16 protein-coding genes are annotated in these 14,683 nt (G+C 63.6%); 9 read left to right on the forward strand and 7 right to left on the reverse strand.

From position 1 onward, the window contains the following. Positions 1 to 86: 86 nt before the first annotated feature. The 3 genes from ABC969_RS08790 to ABC969_RS08800 all read right to left on the reverse strand — a co-directional run bounded on the left by ABC969_RS08790 (position 87) and on the right by ABC969_RS08800 (position 3,311). The gene (locus ABC969_RS08790) at positions 87 to 1,454 is read right to left on the reverse strand and encodes a class II 3-deoxy-7-phosphoheptulonate synthase (RefSeq protein WP_345864617.1); all 1,368 of its coding nucleotides are present in this window, start codon (positions 1,452 to 1,454) and stop codon (positions 87 to 89) included. A gap of 333 nt (positions 1,455 to 1,787) precedes the next feature. Continuing rightward, positions 1,788 to 2,279: a hypothetical protein gene (locus ABC969_RS08795; RefSeq protein ID WP_345864321.1), complete on the reverse strand. Its 492-nt coding sequence runs from the start codon at positions 2,277 to 2,279 to the stop codon at positions 1,788 to 1,790. Positions 2,280 to 2,375: 96 nt separating this feature from the next. Further along, positions 2,376 to 3,311 carry a D-2-hydroxyacid dehydrogenase gene (locus ABC969_RS08800; RefSeq protein WP_345864322.1) on the reverse strand — a complete coding sequence of 312 codons (936 nt, stop codon included), beginning with the start codon at positions 3,309 to 3,311 and terminating at the stop codon, positions 2,376 to 2,378. Positions 3,312 to 3,512: 201 nt separating this feature from the next. Here ABC969_RS08800 and ABC969_RS08805 point away from each other — a divergent pair, with 201 nt between their 5' ends. Next, positions 3,513 to 4,052, forward strand: coding sequence for a hypothetical protein (locus ABC969_RS08805; RefSeq protein WP_345864323.1), 540 nt, complete (start codon positions 3,513 to 3,515; stop codon positions 4,050 to 4,052). A 550-nt stretch (positions 4,053 to 4,602) separates the two neighbouring features. Here ABC969_RS08805 and ABC969_RS08810 read toward each other — a convergent pair. Then, positions 4,603 to 5,325 carry an ArsR/SmtB family transcription factor gene (locus tag ABC969_RS08810; RefSeq protein ID WP_345864324.1) on the reverse strand — a complete coding sequence of 241 codons (723 nt, stop codon included), beginning with the start codon at positions 5,323 to 5,325 and terminating at the stop codon, positions 4,603 to 4,605. A gap of 137 nt (positions 5,326 to 5,462) precedes the next feature. Between ABC969_RS08810 and ABC969_RS08815 the strand changes: the two genes are divergently transcribed. Next, on the forward strand, positions 5,463 to 5,792 hold the full coding sequence (locus tag ABC969_RS08815; RefSeq protein ID WP_345864325.1) for an NIPSNAP family protein: 330 nt from the start codon (positions 5,463 to 5,465) through the stop codon (positions 5,790 to 5,792). Further along, positions 5,789 to 6,148, forward strand: a complete 360-nt coding sequence (locus tag ABC969_RS08820; RefSeq protein WP_345864326.1) for an antibiotic biosynthesis monooxygenase family protein — start codon at positions 5,789 to 5,791, stop codon at positions 6,146 to 6,148. The genes ABC969_RS08815 and ABC969_RS08820 overlap by 4 nt, the downstream gene beginning before the upstream one ends. Here the strand turns inward: ABC969_RS08820 and ABC969_RS08825 are convergent. Next, the gene (locus ABC969_RS08825) at positions 6,145 to 7,446 is read right to left on the reverse strand and encodes a replication-associated recombination protein A (RefSeq protein ID WP_345864327.1); all 1,302 of its coding nucleotides are present in this window, start codon (positions 7,444 to 7,446) and stop codon (positions 6,145 to 6,147) included. The two genes, ABC969_RS08820 and ABC969_RS08825, sit on opposite strands and share 4 nt — an antisense overlap. 262 nt (positions 7,447 to 7,708) lie before the next feature. On the opposite strand from ABC969_RS08825, the gene ABC969_RS08830 reads away from it, so the two are divergent. Continuing rightward, positions 7,709 to 8,323 carry a PadR family transcriptional regulator gene (locus ABC969_RS08830; RefSeq protein WP_345864619.1) on the forward strand — a complete coding sequence of 205 codons (615 nt, stop codon included), beginning with the start codon at positions 7,709 to 7,711 and terminating at the stop codon, positions 8,321 to 8,323. Positions 8,324 to 8,477: 154 nt separating this feature from the next. On the opposite strand, the gene ABC969_RS08835 is transcribed toward ABC969_RS08830, so the two are convergent. Beyond that, on the reverse strand, positions 8,478 to 9,626 hold the full coding sequence (locus ABC969_RS08835) for a glycosyltransferase family 4 protein (RefSeq protein ID WP_345864621.1): 1,149 nt from the start codon (positions 9,624 to 9,626) through the stop codon (positions 8,478 to 8,480). Positions 9,627 to 9,867: 241 nt separating this feature from the next. On the opposite strand from ABC969_RS08835, the gene radA reads away from it, so the two are divergent. The 5 genes from radA (at position 9,868) to ABC969_RS08860 (ending at position 14,420) form a co-directional block, all read left to right on the forward strand. Next, positions 9,868 to 11,244 (forward strand): DNA repair protein RadA, encoded by a 1,377-nt coding sequence (gene radA, locus ABC969_RS08840; RefSeq protein ID WP_345864328.1) that lies wholly within the window; start codon positions 9,868 to 9,870, stop codon positions 11,242 to 11,244. Between the two features lie 62 nt (positions 11,245 to 11,306). Continuing rightward, complete coding sequence (locus ABC969_RS08845; protein WP_345864329.1) at positions 11,307 to 11,864, forward strand: CvpA family protein; 558 nt, start codon at positions 11,307 to 11,309, stop codon at positions 11,862 to 11,864. After that, complete coding sequence (locus ABC969_RS08850) at positions 11,861 to 12,328, forward strand: iron-sulfur cluster assembly scaffold protein (RefSeq protein ID WP_345864330.1); 468 nt, start codon at positions 11,861 to 11,863, stop codon at positions 12,326 to 12,328. The genes ABC969_RS08845 and ABC969_RS08850 overlap by 4 nt, the downstream gene beginning before the upstream one ends. Then, positions 12,328 to 14,091, forward strand: a complete 1,764-nt coding sequence (locus ABC969_RS08855) for a cation:proton antiporter domain-containing protein (protein WP_345864331.1) — start codon at positions 12,328 to 12,330, stop codon at positions 14,089 to 14,091. The genes ABC969_RS08850 and ABC969_RS08855 overlap by 1 nt, the downstream gene beginning before the upstream one ends. Continuing rightward, complete coding sequence (locus ABC969_RS08860) at positions 14,088 to 14,420, forward strand: DUF423 domain-containing protein (RefSeq protein ID WP_345864332.1); 333 nt, start codon at positions 14,088 to 14,090, stop codon at positions 14,418 to 14,420. The genes ABC969_RS08855 and ABC969_RS08860 overlap by 4 nt, the downstream gene beginning before the upstream one ends. Before the next feature lie 42 nt (positions 14,421 to 14,462). On the opposite strand, the gene ABC969_RS08865 is transcribed toward ABC969_RS08860, so the two are convergent. After that, positions 14,463 to 14,645, reverse strand: coding sequence for a hypothetical protein (locus ABC969_RS08865; RefSeq protein ID WP_345864333.1), 183 nt, complete (start codon positions 14,643 to 14,645; stop codon positions 14,463 to 14,465). Positions 14,646 to 14,683: the final 38 nt, after the last annotated feature.

The following is a 14,683-nucleotide window of genomic DNA, read 5'->3' on the forward strand; positions in this document are numbered from 1 at the left end:
TGGTTTGTTCCCCCAATGGTCTTTTCTCCTCTTCTCTGTGTTGCTTGTTCCGGCTTGCGCGCGCCCCCGACCCCCCCGCCGACCGCTCAAGCAGCCTTGCGCCGCTCGGTCATCTCCACGTTGAGCATTTCGGCCAGCAGGAAGGCCAGCTCCAGGCTCTGCCCGGCATTGAGCCGCGGGTCGCAATGCGTGTGATAGCGATCGGCCAGGCTCTGTTCGGTCACGTCGACCGCGCCGCCGGTGCATTCGGTGACGTTCTGCCCGGTCATCTCGGCATGGATGCCCCCCGCAATCGAGCCCTCGGCGCGGTGCACCGCGAAGAAGCCGCGCACTTCGGCGAGGATACGATCGAACGGGCGCGTCTTGTAGCCGGTCGCCGCCTTGATCGTGTTGCCGTGCATCGGATCGCAGCTCCACACCACGGGATGCCCCTCGCGCAGCACCGCGCGGACCAATTTGGGCAGCCCGGCCTCGATCTTGTCATGCCCGTAGCGCGTGATCAGCGTCATGCGGCCGGGGATGCGCCCGGGATTGAGCGTGTCGAGCAGCCGCAGCAGCGCATCCGGCTCCAGCGTGGGGCCGCATTTCATCCCGATCGGATTGCCGATGCCGCGCAGATATTCGACGTGTGCGCTGCCCTCAAAGCGCGTGCGATCGCCGATCCACAGCATGTGCGCCGACGTGTCATACCAGTCGCCGGTCAGCGAATCCTGCCGCGTCAGCGCCTGTTCGTAGCGCAGCAGCAGCGCCTCGTGGCTGGTGTAGAATTGCGTTTGGGCAAGCTGCGGCACCGTTTCCGGGTTGATCCCGCATGCTTCCATGAAATCGAGCGCTTCGCCGATGCGATTGGCGGTCTCGGTATATTTCTGCGCCCAGGGGCTGCGCCCCATGAAATCGTGCGTCCAGCGATGCACCTGATGCAGATTGGCATAGCCGCCGCTGGCAAAGGCGCGCAGCAGATTGAGTGTGGCGGCGGACTGGCTGTAGGCGCGGATCATGCGCTGCGGATCGGGAATGCGCGACTCGGCCGTGAAATCGATATCGTTGACGATATCGCCGCGATAGCTGGGCAACTCGACGCCGCCGACCGTCTCCAGATCGGTCGAGCGGGGCTTGGCGAACTGGCCCGCCATGCGCCCGAGCTTCACCACCGGCAGCTTGGAGGCGAAGGTCAGCACCACCGCCATCTGCAGCAGCACGCGGAACGTATCGCGGATATTGTTCGCGCTATGCTCCGCAAAGCTCTCGGCGCAATCGCCGCCCTGCAGCAGGAAGGCCTCGCCGCGCGACACCTTGGCCAGATCGGCGGTGAGATTGCGCGCTTCGCCGGCGAAGACGAGCGGGGGGAATTTGCCCAACGTGTCCGTCGCGGCATCGAGCGCGGCAGCGTCGGGATAATTAGGCAGCTGACGCGCTTCGGCTTTCGTCCAGCTGTCGGGGGCCCAGGTGCTCATGTCATTCTCCGTGCGAATCGTGATGTACCAGTCGGCATGGGTGGCAATGCCGTTGGCGGCGATCTGATTGACCACCGGCTGGCTGGCGCGCTTGCCGTCTTCCTCCCAGCCCTGCACCGTGCTGCCCGGCGCATCATACCAAGCGCCAAATGCGGCGCGGCTGAGGCTGCGGGATTCGCGGAAACGCTTGATCTTGGTGCCGGCGAGCGTGGTCATGAGGGCGCTTTACCCGGATGGGGTAAGTGTCGCAACAGGAATTTCCCTGTTAGGGTAATTGCGCGCTTAGCTTCACACATTTCACGGTGATCGTGAAATATTGTTGCTGCCGAGGCGTCACGGTGATGGCTGCTCGCCGAGGAAGCGCGCGAGATAATTTTCGGCCCTGTCCTGTTGCAGTGACGCCGTTGGTTGTTCAGACGGACGCCGGAACCAGCGGCCATTGGCGCCGTCCAGCGCGCGCAGCGCGGCGATGGCGAGGCCGTGATCGAATTTTTCGCGCCTGCCGATCTGATGCCCGTGGCGGAAGATCGGCACGATCGTCGGCGCGAGCGCGCGCGACAGGCCGAGATCGATCGTGCGGGTCTGCCCCTCATCGAGCGCGCGATCCCACGCATCGGCAAAGCTCTCGGCGCCGGGCCGCCCGCGCAGCTGATAGGCCGAGCGCGGCGATTTGCCGACGCTGCGCGCTGCCACCGCGACGACGCCGGTGCGCGCCAGAGCGGCGATGAACGCGACTTGCGCATCGGCGGTCCAGCCATTGGCGTGCGCGCGCGTCGGCCGGACGGGGGTGAACAGATAGGCGGGCGGGGTTTGCGACTCTGTCATAAGCAGAGTGAAACATATCATTGCGGTTGTAGGACAGCTATATTTGTAACCGATATGGATAGTTCCGCTTTTGGTGGTCGATTGTTGGAGCGGTGATCAATAGCCGGCGTCGAGATCGACCAGGTTGCGCATCGGCTTGCCCGCCAGATAGGCGTCGAGATTGTCGAGAAACAAGGCGGCGGCGCGGTGGAACATCTTGCTCTGGCTGCGGCCGGAGAGGTGCATCGAGTGCAGCACGTTGGGCGCGGTCCAGAGCGGATGGTCGGCGGGCAGCGGCTCGGGATGGACCGTGTCGAGAAAAGCACCGGCCAGCGCCCTGGCCTGCAGCGCGGCGAGCAAGGCCTCCTGATCGATCATGTCGCCGCGGGCGATGTTGATCAGCCAGGCGCTGGGCTTCATCGCGGCCAGCTCGTCCGCGCCGATCATCGCCTTGGTCGCGTTGGTGGAGGGGGCAGCGAGGATGATCCAGTCGAAATCGCCTAGCCTGGCCTGCCACTGATCGGGCAGGAGCGTGCCATCCCGCCCCGAGCGCGTCACGCCGGTGACGCAGACGCCAAACGCCGCCAGCCGGTCGGCGATCAATTGGCCGATCGCGCCCATGCCGATGATCAGCGCGCTGGTGTCGTACAATTCCACCTTGCCCGGGGCGTCACCTGGCCATTCGTGGCGATCGGCGAGCCGGACCACCTCGTCATAGCGTTTGGCGGCGGCGAGGATGCCGAGGACGGTGTATTCGGCAACGGCGATGGCATTGATGCCGGTGCCGTTGGTGAGGATCGTGCCTTGCCTCTTGAGCTGTGCGACTGGGAAGCTGTCAATGCCCGCATAGATCGTGCTCAGCCATTTGAGCTTGGCGCCCTTGCCGACGGTTTCCGAGGTCCATTCGGGCCGCATTTGATCGATCCAGGCGATGTCTGCGTCGGCGACCATGGCGTTGGCCTCGCCGTGGTTGGTGAACCAGGAGATGTCGAGGCCCGCGGGCAGGCGCGGTTCGAGGATCGGGCGGGCGAGGGCCGGGAGGAGCAGCTTCATGAGAGGAGTCCTAGCAAATCATCCCTGTGCCGGGGAGAGATAAGTCTGGCAACTGAAGCTGTCATTCCGCTGTCGCCTAATTGTCATCGTTCAGCATTGATTTAAAGCCGCTTAATGGCGACCATAGGTCGCGGCAATAAATGTAAGTGTTCGATTGCGTTGGCCCCGTGTCGGTGGCATCCTTCGCCTATGCTGACAGATATGCTTCTGCTGCTTGCGGCGGCGATACATGCTCAAGATAACCAACCCTCTCGCGGCGAAACCGTTAGGGAGAAGGTGTGCAGGCAACATCTTCCCGTCGAGCGAGGTCAGTATTTCACAGTCGTTCCTATACATACGTTGGATCAGCCGAATGACAGTGGTGTCCTACTTTTAGTCAATTGCTCGAGTAGAAGAGTGGTCAGCCTACGTGATCCGAACCGCTCGCCACGTCACGTAAGGAAAGACTTATATACGCGCGGTTTTCGAGCAAAAATGCGAGGCGATCCACAAAGATATGAAGTAGTGAATTTCAATAAAAAGATAATCAATACAGCATTTTCGTATAACAATTTTTCTACATACGATAACTGGGATGGCCCATGTCAATTTAATGGACTTGAGCTTACAACGGCAAGTGATACAGACCCAGAAGATACTAAAACTACAATTGTAAATATAAACGTCTGCGATAGTATTCTACTGGCGCTTGTCGTTCCTGAGGCGCGAAATGATGTTGCAAGGCCGTCTGCCGCTAAATAGTTATTTGGATAACTCAGATACGCAGATCAATTCCGCTCATGGCGACATTCAACGAATCACGAAAGCTATAGGTTTGACGTGAGTCGGTCCTGATAACTGGGCGGCGGCGCGCGGCCGAGCGGCAATTTGACGTCGCTGACCTAGTGCTGAAACTGGAAACGTTGCTAATATCTGCGTTCTAAGGTCAACAGAAGGTGCTCCATCGCGCCAAAAGCTGCCCGTCCCTTCGGCACCCCAAGGTCGCCGTTCGCGATCGGCAAATCGGACCCCGAAAGCGGTCAGGCTGGAAAGCGCCCAATTGCGGACATTGGCCCAGCGGTAAAAAGTATGCCAGTCGGAGGCGATGACTGACACCGACGCGCTTCTCCGCATTGCCTACGACGCAGCCGAAGCAGGCAATTTTGAGCATGCGCGGCGATGCTACGAGAGTGGAGCTGCTCTCGGCGATGCTCGGTTGGCAAGACCGATTGATAAAGTTGCCCAGATCGACACTGTTGCCGTGCGTAGCCGTTGCAGCCGCTCAAAGCCCGTCCTCGGACGATCAGCGCCCTCAACCAGATATCGGCCATTCGCCCCTGATGCTGAAGTGGGCATCAAGCGCGTGGATACCCGCCCGCGTTATCGCAAGCGTCCGGCATCCGGCGGTCGGGCGCATCCAGCCATGCTCGAAACAGGCGGTCAACAAGGCGGCACCGACCGTGCCGGCGATATGCGGACGGCGCTCGCTCCAGTCGAGACAGGGACGGCAGAAGAGCCGTCGCCGGCTAACGCGTAGCAGCGCGACATCCACATCGACCCCGATCGATCGCAGGAATGCAGCACCCTCGATAGTCAATTCGCTGCCGCGGGCTAAGTGCCCGATATGACCACGTTCGATCATGCGATCGGCAATCGTTACCGCGATCTCGCCCGCCAGGTGATCATAGCACGAGCGTGCCCGCCGCATCGCGGCATCGCGCGGCCCCGTCCGTACCGCGCGACTCGGGCGGTTTATCGGCTCTGCCGCTACGGCCATGATTCCCTCGATCATCGTGGCGACTGTTGCGGACGCAAGCCGGTGATACCGATGCCGCCCCTGCCGCTCTACGGTCAGCAGCCGGGCGTCCGTCAATCGGGCGAGATGGCCGCTTGCGGTTTGCGGCGTGATGCCGGCGACATGCGCCAACTCGGTCGAGGTTAGCGCACGCCCATCCATCAGGGCAATCAGCATCGCCGTGCGGGTCGGATCGCCGACCAGCGCTGCGATTTGGGCAATCCCGGTTGTGGTCAGCATGGGGCATCCAGGCAGATGGGTGACGGCACAGACGCCATCGCATGAAAGATCCCGCTCATGCTTCGGCCGCGGCCGAAGCATTGTCGGGGTTGCGTGTCCTATGAACGAGCGGAGAACAAACAAGAGGAATGCCGCTCATGATCACATGTTTCATCCGCTACGAGATCGATCCCTTTCGTGTCGAAGCCTTCGAAGAATATGCGCGCAGATGGGGCCAGACGATACCGCGTTGCGGCGCGGATCTCATTGGCTATTTTGCGCCACACGAAGGGTCGGCCACGACGGCCTACGGGGTTTATTCCGTTGAGAATCTAGCGGCCTATGAGGGCTATCGCCAGCGTCTTGCAGCCGATCCCCTCGGCCGGGAAAATTACCAGTTTGCCAAACGCGAGCGCTTCATACGCCGCGAAGACCGGACGTTCCTTCGTCTGGCGTCTGCGCCCCATGGCCTCCAGGTGAAACCATGATTGCGGTAATATTCGAGGTCGATCTGGCCGACGGCCGGATGGAACACTATCTGGCCCTCGCTGCCGCCCTGCGCAGCGAACTGGAGGCGATTGACGGCTTCCTGTCGGTCGAACGCTTCCAGAGCATGTCCACGCCGAGCCGGATAGTGTCGCTGTCATTCTTCCGCGATGAACAGGCTGTCCAACAGTGGCGAAATACGACCTCCCATCGCGCAACACAGGCGCGGGGGCGAGCGGGCATTTTCGCAAACTACAGGCTTCGTGTTGCCAGCGTCCTCCGCGATTATGGCATGGAGGATCGCGCCGAGGCCCCGGCGGATAGCCTCATCACCCACGGCAATCGAAATGGAATCTAGCGCTTTGATTGCCGGCGAGATGCCCAAAAGGCGAGGCGATTCTTTATATCGCGCTCGAAGCCTCGCTCGTTAGGAACATATAGCGGATCGGGGCTGCTCTGGGCAATGTCATCGGGATAGAATTCTTGCCCCGAAAAGGCGTCGGGCCGATCATGATCATATTGGTAGCCGACGTGATAGCCGAGCTCCTTCATCAATTTCGTCGGCGCGTTCAGAATATGCTTCGGGGGCGGGAGCGAGCCGGTCTTGCGGGCCAGCGCCGCAGCGCGATCAAACGCCAGATACGATGCGTTGGATTTGGGCGCGGTGGCGACATAGCTGATCGCCTGGGCCAGAAACAGTCGCCCTTCGGGAAGACCGACTCGTTCGAACGCCTGCCACGCGGTTACGACCTGGACCATTGCATTGGGGTCGGCCATACCGACATCTTCGCTGGCGGCGCAGGATAGCCGACGAAAGATCACCGCAGGGTCCTCGCCCCCCTGCAGCATCCGGGCCGCCCAATACATCGATGCGTCGACATCGCTGCCGCGCAAACTCTTGTGGAAGCAGCTAAGCAGATTGAAATGCTCTTCTTGGCCTTTGTCATAGAGCGGCGCCCGGGTCTGGACGACGGCTGACAAGGCCGGGACATCGAGCAGTGCGGACTCGTCGAGCAGGAACAGCGTTTCGCACAGGCCGAGCAGGTAGCGCGCGTCGCCGTCCGCCATGGCCAGCAAGGCCTGATGCGCGTCGGCGGTCAACGGGAGCGACTTTCCGATGTGGCGCTCGGCCCGCTCGACCACTGTGCCAAGCTGCGCATTGCTCAGCCGATTAAGCGTGAACACCTTGGCGCGTGAGAGAAGCGCCGAGACGAGGCTGAAACTGGGGTTTTCCGTGGTGGCGCCGATAAGCACGATCGTGCCATCTTCGACCGCGGGCAACAGCGCATCCTGCACGGGGCGCGAAAAGCGGTGTAACTCGTCGATGAACGCGACGGTGGCCTTGCCGGCGGAGGCGCGGAGATCGGACGCTTTGGCCAAGGTTCGGCGGAGATCGACGATCCCGGTCGAGACGGCGGAGAGCTGGATGAACTCATAACCGGCATCCAGGGCGATGAGCCGCGAGATCGTCGTCTTGCCGACCCCTGGCGGGCCCCACAGGATAAAGGACGACAGCTGCTGGTTGGCCAACATGATACCCAGCGGCGCGGCGGGGCCCAGCAGGTGCTCTTGGCCGATGACCTCGGATATATGCTGCGGGCGCAACTCATCCGCCAACGGACGACGCGTAGTGTTGGAGAATAGCGAGGCGGTCAACGCGGCCGCGCTCCCAGCCGGAACGGTCCAACGGGCTTTGCCGAGGGGGAGCGGCGCAAGGCGCGTCTGACTGCGTTGTCAGATCGGCAGGGCGATCGAAGGGGGCTGAGATCGGGCATTGTGACGAAGATAGGCCCGCGGACGCCGCCTCACCACCCGCCATGCCGACTCTATCTCGGACAAGATATGGCGGCAGCTCTTGCGTAAAAGCATCTAAGATATATCTTGAGCATATCGAATCGGTATGAGGATATTTCTAATGATGATTTTTCAGCGGGGTGGCCATGGGTGCCATGGCAAACATGGGATGCGCCATGGCGGCGGATTTGGCGGGCGCGGCTTTGGTGGCAGCGGCGGGTTCAGCGTGCGCTGGGGTGACGACGGTCGTGGCGGCGGGCGTGGCCCCGGGCGCGGGCGGCGGATGTTCGATTCGGGCGAGCTTCGCCTGGTTCTGCTCAAGCTGATCCAGGAGCAGCCGCGCCACGGTTACGACCTGATCCGCGAGATCGAGCAGCGCAGCGGCGGCGCCTATGCGCCGAGCCCGGGTGTGATCTATCCCACGATCACGATGCTCGACGATATGGGCCTGATCGACGAACAGAAGGCCGATGGCGCCAAGAAGCAGTTCGCCATCACGACCGAGGGGCAGGCCTTGCTGACCGAGCGGGAGGCGGAGGTCGAGGCATTGTTCGCACGCCTGGCCGAGCTTGGCGCGGAGCGGCAGCGCACCGATGGCGGGCCGATCCGGCGCGCGATGGGCAATCTGCGCCACGTGCTGCAGCAGCGGCTGATGGCGGGCGAGCTCGATGCCGATCGGTTGCATGACGTGGCGGCGTTGCTCGACGAGGTGGCGCAGAAGATCGAGCGGCTGAAATGAGCGCGGTCACCGCCACCGCGTCGGTGCCGACGCGGTGATGGCGGCCGTCGCCACCAGATCACGTCACCCCAGCGAAAGCTGGGGTCTCGTGCCGCTCACGGTGCGCCCTCGCCGCTTGAGATCCCAGCTTTCGCTGGGATGACATGGTGACTGGTCAGCCAGCCTGCCGCTTAAGCACCTCGAGATAGGCCTCGATCACGCTCTCATTGGCCTTGTCCCATTGATAGCCCGCCGCCTTGGCATGGCCCGCCGCGCCGGCCGCGCGGCGGGCGTCATCGTTATCGACCAGCTTGGTGATGGCATCGGCATAGGCGCCCACGTCGCGCGGGGGGACGAGATAGCCGTCCACGCCATCGTCGATCAGATCGACCGCACCGGTGGCGCGCGCCGCGACCACGGGCACGCCGCACGCCATCGCCTCGGTCGTCACGTTGCCGAACGTCTCGGTGACGCTGGGATTGAAGAATACATCCATTGAGGCAACCGCGCGGCCAAGATCGTCACCGGAAAGGAAGCCGGCGAAGATCGCCTCGGGCACGCGCTCGGCGAACCATTCCTGCGCCGGGCCTTTGCCGACGATCAACACCTTGTGCGCGACGCCGCGGCGCTTGAGTTCGGTGACGACGTCGGCGAACACGTCGAGGCCCTTTTCCTTGACCAGCCGGCCAAGGAAACCGACGACCCGATCCTGATCCGCGATGCCAAGCGCACGGCGCCAGCCGAGATCGCGGCGCGCGGGGTTGAAGCGATCGTGATCGATACCGCGTGACCAGATGCCGATCGGCGTGGTCACCCCCCATTCCCGCAGCAACGTGGCGATGCTGGGGCTGGGCACCACCACCTGATCGACGCGGTTGTAGAAGCGCGTCAGCAGGTGGATCATCAGCGGCACGACGAAGCCGAGATGGTAATAGGCAGGATAGGTTTCGAAGCGTGTGTGCAGCGAGGCGATCGACGCGATGCCGTGGCGGCGCGCATAACTGACCGCGCGGTGGCCGAGCAGCTCGGGCGCGGCGACATGGATGATGTTTGGCGCGAACGCGGCGATGTCACGGCGGATCGCGGCGGGAACGCCACGCGCCATCTTATATTCGGCGCGCCCCGGCAGCTTGATCGCCGGCACGCTGACCAGATCGCCGGCGGGCGCGAAGGCGGGGCGGCGGCTGGTCGGCGAATAGACGCGCACCTGCACGCCGCGCGCCAGCAGATGGCGCACGAGCAGGTTCAGCGCCTGATTGGCGCCATCGCGCGTATAATTATAATTGCCGCTGAAAATGGCGACACGGAGGTCCGTCGGCTGCATGGTGCGGGGGTGCATAGCGAATGCCATGCGATGTGACTATCTCCGCGCTGCCGTGTGGCGCGTGGCGATTTTTCGCATTTCGCGCGCGTGACGGTCGTGCTGGGGGTGCCGCGGGGGGCGAGACTCCTGGCGCTCCCACGCTCGCTGCGCTCGCCGCCCTCCTCTTCCTTCCAGGAAGCGGGATCAATGAATGCGCGGCGATACTGTTCCCCTATCGTTCTCATGCTGTTATGCGATCATCATGGCCAAACCCCAGAAACGCTATGTCTGCCAATCATGTGGTTCGGTATCGCATCGCTGGGCCGGGCAGTGCGCCGATTGCTCCGAGTGGAACACGCTGGTCGAAGAGGTGGGCGGCGGGACCGTCACGCCGTTTCAGGCCAAGCATAATCTGCAATCGGGCGGGCGATCGTTTCAGCTGGTCGGGCTGGATGCCGAGATCGCGCTGCCCGAGCGCATGGCGAGCGGCATTGCCGAGCTCGATCGCGCGCTGGGCGGCGGCTTCGTCGAAGGATCCGCGACGCTGATCGGCGGCGATCCGGGGATCGGCAAATCGACGCTGCTGCTGCAGGCGGCGGCGAAGATGGCGCTGGCCGGGCGCGCGGTCGCCTATGTCTCGGGCGAGGAAGCGGCGGACCAGGTGCGGCTGCGCGCGCGGCGGCTGGGGCTGGGCAATGCGCCGGTGCAACTGGCGGCGGCGACATCGACGCGCGATATCCTGACCACCTTGGGGCAAAGTACGCCCCCCGATCTGCTGGTGATCGATTCGATCCAAACGATGCACAGTGACCTGATCGAAGGCGCGCCGGGGACGGTGAGCCAGGTGCGTGCCTCGGCGCAGGAATTGATCCGCTTCGCCAAGGAACGCGGCACCGCCGTGGTGCTGGTCGGGCACGTTACCAAGGACGGCTCGATCGCCGGGCCGCGTGTGCTCGAGCATATGGTGGATACCGTGCTGAGCTTCGAGGGCGAGCGCAGCCACCAATATCGTATCCTGCGCGCGATCAAGAACCGCTTCGGCGGCACCGATGAGATCGGCGTGTTCGCGATGGTCGCGGAGGGGCTGGCCGAGATCGCCAATCCGAGCGCGCTGTTCCTGACGCAGCGCGATGAAAGCGTGACGGGGACGACGGTGTTCCCCGCGCTGGAAGGCACGCGCCCGGTGCTGGTGGAGATTCAGGCGCTGGTGGTGCGACTGGCCAGCGGCGCCACCCCAAGGCGCGCGGTGGTCGGCTGGGACTCAGGCCGGCTGGCAATGGTGCTGGCGGTGCTGGAGGCGCGCTGTGGCCTCAGCTTCTCGACCTCGGAAGTATATCTCAACATCGCCGGCGGATACCGCGTGCAGGATCCGGCGGCGGATCTGGCGGTGGCGGCGGCGCTCGTCTCGGCGTTGTCCGAGCGACCGGTGCCGGTGGATGCGGTGGCGTTTGGCGAGATTGCCTTGTCGGGCGAGCTGCGGCCGGTGGCGCATGGCGCGCTGCGCTTGAAGGAAGCGGGCAAACTCGGCTTCGAGCGCGCGCTGGTGCCCTCGGCATTGGTGGATGAGAAGACACCGCTCAGCCTCACCGGGTTCAGAACGCTCGGCGCTTTCGTCGATCATATGCTGGGGCGTGGGTAGCGCCGCTCCCGTCTCGCCTCTATCTACCGGATGAACGGTGGGAATTGGGGACTGGTACGCGCATGGGATTATCCGCACTCGACATCATCGTCTTGGTCGTCGTGCTGGGCGCGGCGGGGCTCGGGCTCAAACGCGGCTTCGTTACCGAGGTGCTGGCGCTATTTGCCTGGGTGGCGATCGTGTTTGCGATCAAGCTGTTCCATGTCCCGCTCGCCGCAGCCTTGTCGGGCGTGGTCGGCACCGTATCGGGCGCGGCCGTGATGGCATTCGTGTTGATCGCCGGGATCACCTATTTTGCCGGGCGGTTGGTGGCCAACGCGATTGGCGATCGCACGCGGACTTCGGTGCTGGGGCCGATTGATCGCGCCTTGGGCTTCGGTTTTGGCGCGATCAAGGGGCTGATCCTGTGCAGTCTGGCGTTCCTGCTCATCGCGCTGGTGACCGACACGATGAGCGGCGGGCCGTCGCGGCGGCCGACCTGGCTCACGCAGTCGCGTAGCTATCCTCTGCTCAATGCAACCAGCGCGAGCATTGCGGATTTCGTTGATCGTCGCCGCAAGGGGCAGCCCGTATTCGGCCACCGCGCCGCGCTGCGTGCGAACGCCACGGACCGGCCATGAACGCACCGCTGTACAACACGGAAATTCTGCGGCTGGCGGCGACGATCCCGCATCAGGCGCGGTTGGACGCGCCGATGGGGTCGTCGGAAAAACGCTCGCCGATCTGCGGCAGCCGCGTAACGGTGGACGTCAATCTGGGTGATGACGGACGGGTGAGCGACGTCGGTATGCTGGTGCGCGCCTGTGCGCTGGGGCAGGCTTCATCCTCGTTGCTGTCCGCCGATGTGATCGGCAAGTCGCCCGAGGAACTGGCGGCGGCGCGCGATGCGCTGACCGCATGGCTTGCGGGCGAGGGTACGTTACCTGAATGGGCGGGGTTCGAACTGTTCCAGCCGGCGCTGCCGCATAGCGCGCGCCACGCCTCGATCCGGCTGGCGTTCGAGGCGGCGGCGGAGGCGGCGGAACAGGCGCAATTGCGACGCGCCCCTTCGCCACAGACAGAGGAATTACGGGGGGCAGGCTGATGGACCACGCAACGACGTCGCTATTGCGCGACGCGGTGATGCTGCTCGGATTCGGGCTGGTATTCGTGTTGATCTTCCGCCGGCTGGGGCTTGGTGCGACCCTGGGCTATCTCGTCGCCGGCGCGGTGGTGGGGCCGCATGTGCTCGGACTGGTCGGCGATGCCGAAGCCAAGATCGGCGTGGCCGAACTGGGCATCACCCTGCTGTTGTTCATCGTCGGGTTGGAGCTTAATCCGAGCCGGCTGTGGAAGATGAAGCACGAAATCTTCGGGCTTGGCGCGCTGCAGGTGGTGTTGTGCGGCGTGGCGATCTCGCTGGTGGTGTGGGCGGCGACGCAGTCGACGATTGCGGCGGCGCTGGCGCTAGGGCTGCCGCTGGCGCTGTCCTCGACCGCGCAGGTGCTGCCGATGCTGCAATCGGCCGGGCGCATGCGCACGCCGTTCGGCGAGCGGGCGTTTTCGATCCTGTTGTTCCAGGATCTGTCGATCGTGCCGCTGATCACGATCATCGCGGTGATGTCGCGCAATCCGGCGGACGCCGCTGGCCCGCCGGGCTGGTTGCTGTTTATCTATACGGTGATCGCCATCGTCGGGCTGATCCTGGCGGGGCGCTTCATCCTGCGACCGATGTTTCGCATCATCGGCAATATGGGCGAGCGCGAGATGTTCGTGTTTGCCGGGTTATTCACGGTCATCGCCAGCGCCGCAGTGATGGAGGCGCTTGGCCTGTCGACCGCGCTTGGCGCGTTCGTCGCCGGTGTGATGTTGGCGGACAGCCCGTATCGGCATGAGCTGGAAGCAGATGTAGAGCCGTTCCGTTCGATCCTGCTCGGATTGTTTTTTTTGGCGGTGGGCATGATGCTGGATCTCGGCGCGATCGCCGAGCGGCCGCTGTTCGTCGCCGGCATGGCGCTGGCGCTGATCGCAACCAAGGCGCTGATCATCTTCGCCATCGGCCTGGCGTTCAAGATGACCTGGCGCGGCGCGCTGGCGCTGGGGTTGCTGCTCAGCCAGGGCGGCGAATTCGGCTTCGTGCTGTTCGCGCAGGCGCAGAATGCGCTGCTGATCGAACCGCAGGCGGCGAGCCTGTTCGGCGCGATTGTCACGCTCTCAATGGCGACGACGCCGTTTTTGATGAGCATCACGCGCAAGATCCGCGCCGAGCCGATCGACACCAGCGATCGCGAAGGGCCGATGGCGGACGGCGCCAACGCGCTAATCGTTGGCTATGGTCGCTTCGGCCAGACCGTGGCGCAGATGCTGATCGCGCAGGGTGTGCCGGTCACGCTGATCGATATGGATATCGAGATGATCGATATCGCCGGCGGGTTCGGCGCCAAAGTCTATTATGGCGACGGCACGCGCATGGACCTGCTGCGCCAAGCCGGGGCAGCGGACGCCGAGCTGATCATGTTCTGCATCGATGGCGATCAGCTGAGCGCCGAGCTTATCGATGGTGTGCATGAGGCATTTCCGCAGGCCAAGATATTTGTCCGCGCATTTGATCGGCGGTCACTACTCAAATTACGCGATTCCAAGGCTCAAGGCGTGGTGCGTGAGGTATTGGAATCGGCGGTGAAGATGGCGCGGCTGGCGATGCTGAGTATCGGCATTCCAGAAATCGAGATCAACCGCAGCGAAGACCATTATCGCGCGCGCGATAAGGAACGGCTCAAACTGCAGCACGAGGCGGGCGATTTGCGCACCGGGCGCGACCAGATCATCACGCAAGACAAACGGCCCGATCTGGAGCAGGCGACATGAACTGGATCGTATTGATTGCCGGTCTTTCGGGCGCGCTGGCGGTGGCCGCGGGGGCATTCGGGGCGCACGGCGCAAGCGGCGCTGCTGTTGAGTGGCTCAAGACGGGCGCGCAATATCAGCTGTTGCATGTCGTGGCGGCGCTCGCGGTGTTGCGCCTCGATGCGCGGGGGCCGGCCTGGTTGTTCGTGATCGGCGGGCTGATCTTTGCCGGGACGCTGTATCTGATGGCGCTGGGGCTGCCGCGCTGGCTGGGGGTGGTAACGCCGATCGGGGGGGCGCTGCTGATCGGCGGATGGCTGTGGCTGGCATGGATTGCAGCACGCGGCTGACCGCCGCAAAAAGCGCCCCGGCCGGGGCCAGGGCGCTATTGGTCAGTTCACGACGTCGATTTCCTCGATGTCTTCGTCGAGTTGATCCTCGATCGCCTCGGCGATGATATCGAGCTGATCGGCGGTCGCGGTGAGCTCCAGCGTTTCGCCGCTATCGTCTTCGATATGCAGCGTATAGCCGTCGTCGGCGGGCTGGATGGTGAAGCGGGACAGTGCTTTGGCCATAGGAAATCCTTCAAATGCGCAGAGGGGACCTCAACGCA

The organism is Sphingomonas qilianensis, from assembly GCF_039614825.1.
Lineage (GTDB): Bacteria > Pseudomonadota > Alphaproteobacteria > Sphingomonadales > Sphingomonadaceae > Sphingomonas > Sphingomonas qilianensis.

What these genes read in the sequence shown, in the direction of transcription:
- ABC969_RS08790 (WP_345864617.1), bottom strand. Translation starts at nt 1,454, where the DNA reads ATGAGCACCTGGGCCCCCGACAGCTGGACGAAAGCCGAAGCGCGTCAG.
- ABC969_RS08795 (WP_345864321.1), bottom strand. Translation starts at nt 2,279, where the DNA reads ATGACAGAGTCGCAAACCCCGCCCGCCTATCTGTTCACCCCCGTCCGG.
- ABC969_RS08800 (WP_345864322.1), bottom strand. Translation starts at nt 3,311, where the DNA reads ATGAAGCTGCTCCTCCCGGCCCTCGCCCGCCCGATCCTCGAACCGCGC.
- ABC969_RS08805 (WP_345864323.1), top strand. Translation starts at nt 3,513, where the DNA reads ATGCTTCTGCTGCTTGCGGCGGCGATACATGCTCAAGATAACCAACCC.
- ABC969_RS08810 (WP_345864324.1), bottom strand. Translation starts at nt 5,325, where the DNA reads ATGCTGACCACAACCGGGATTGCCCAAATCGCAGCGCTGGTCGGCGAT.
- ABC969_RS08815 (WP_345864325.1), top strand. Translation starts at nt 5,463, where the DNA reads ATGATCACATGTTTCATCCGCTACGAGATCGATCCCTTTCGTGTCGAA.
- ABC969_RS08820 (WP_345864326.1), top strand. Translation starts at nt 5,789, where the DNA reads ATGATTGCGGTAATATTCGAGGTCGATCTGGCCGACGGCCGGATGGAA.
- ABC969_RS08830 (WP_345864619.1), top strand. Translation starts at nt 7,709, where the DNA reads ATGATTTTTCAGCGGGGTGGCCATGGGTGCCATGGCAAACATGGGATG.
- ABC969_RS08835 (WP_345864621.1), bottom strand. Translation starts at nt 9,626, where the DNA reads ATGCAGCCGACGGACCTCCGTGTCGCCATTTTCAGCGGCAATTATAAT.
- radA (WP_345864328.1), top strand. Translation starts at nt 9,868, where the DNA reads ATGGCCAAACCCCAGAAACGCTATGTCTGCCAATCATGTGGTTCGGTA.
- ABC969_RS08845 (WP_345864329.1), top strand. Translation starts at nt 11,307, where the DNA reads ATGGGATTATCCGCACTCGACATCATCGTCTTGGTCGTCGTGCTGGGC.
- ABC969_RS08850 (WP_345864330.1), top strand. Translation starts at nt 11,861, where the DNA reads ATGAACGCACCGCTGTACAACACGGAAATTCTGCGGCTGGCGGCGACG.
- ABC969_RS08855 (WP_345864331.1), top strand. Translation starts at nt 12,328, where the DNA reads ATGGACCACGCAACGACGTCGCTATTGCGCGACGCGGTGATGCTGCTC.
- ABC969_RS08860 (WP_345864332.1), top strand. Translation starts at nt 14,088, where the DNA reads ATGAACTGGATCGTATTGATTGCCGGTCTTTCGGGCGCGCTGGCGGTG.
- ABC969_RS08865 (WP_345864333.1), bottom strand. Translation starts at nt 14,645, where the DNA reads ATGGCCAAAGCACTGTCCCGCTTCACCATCCAGCCCGCCGACGACGGC.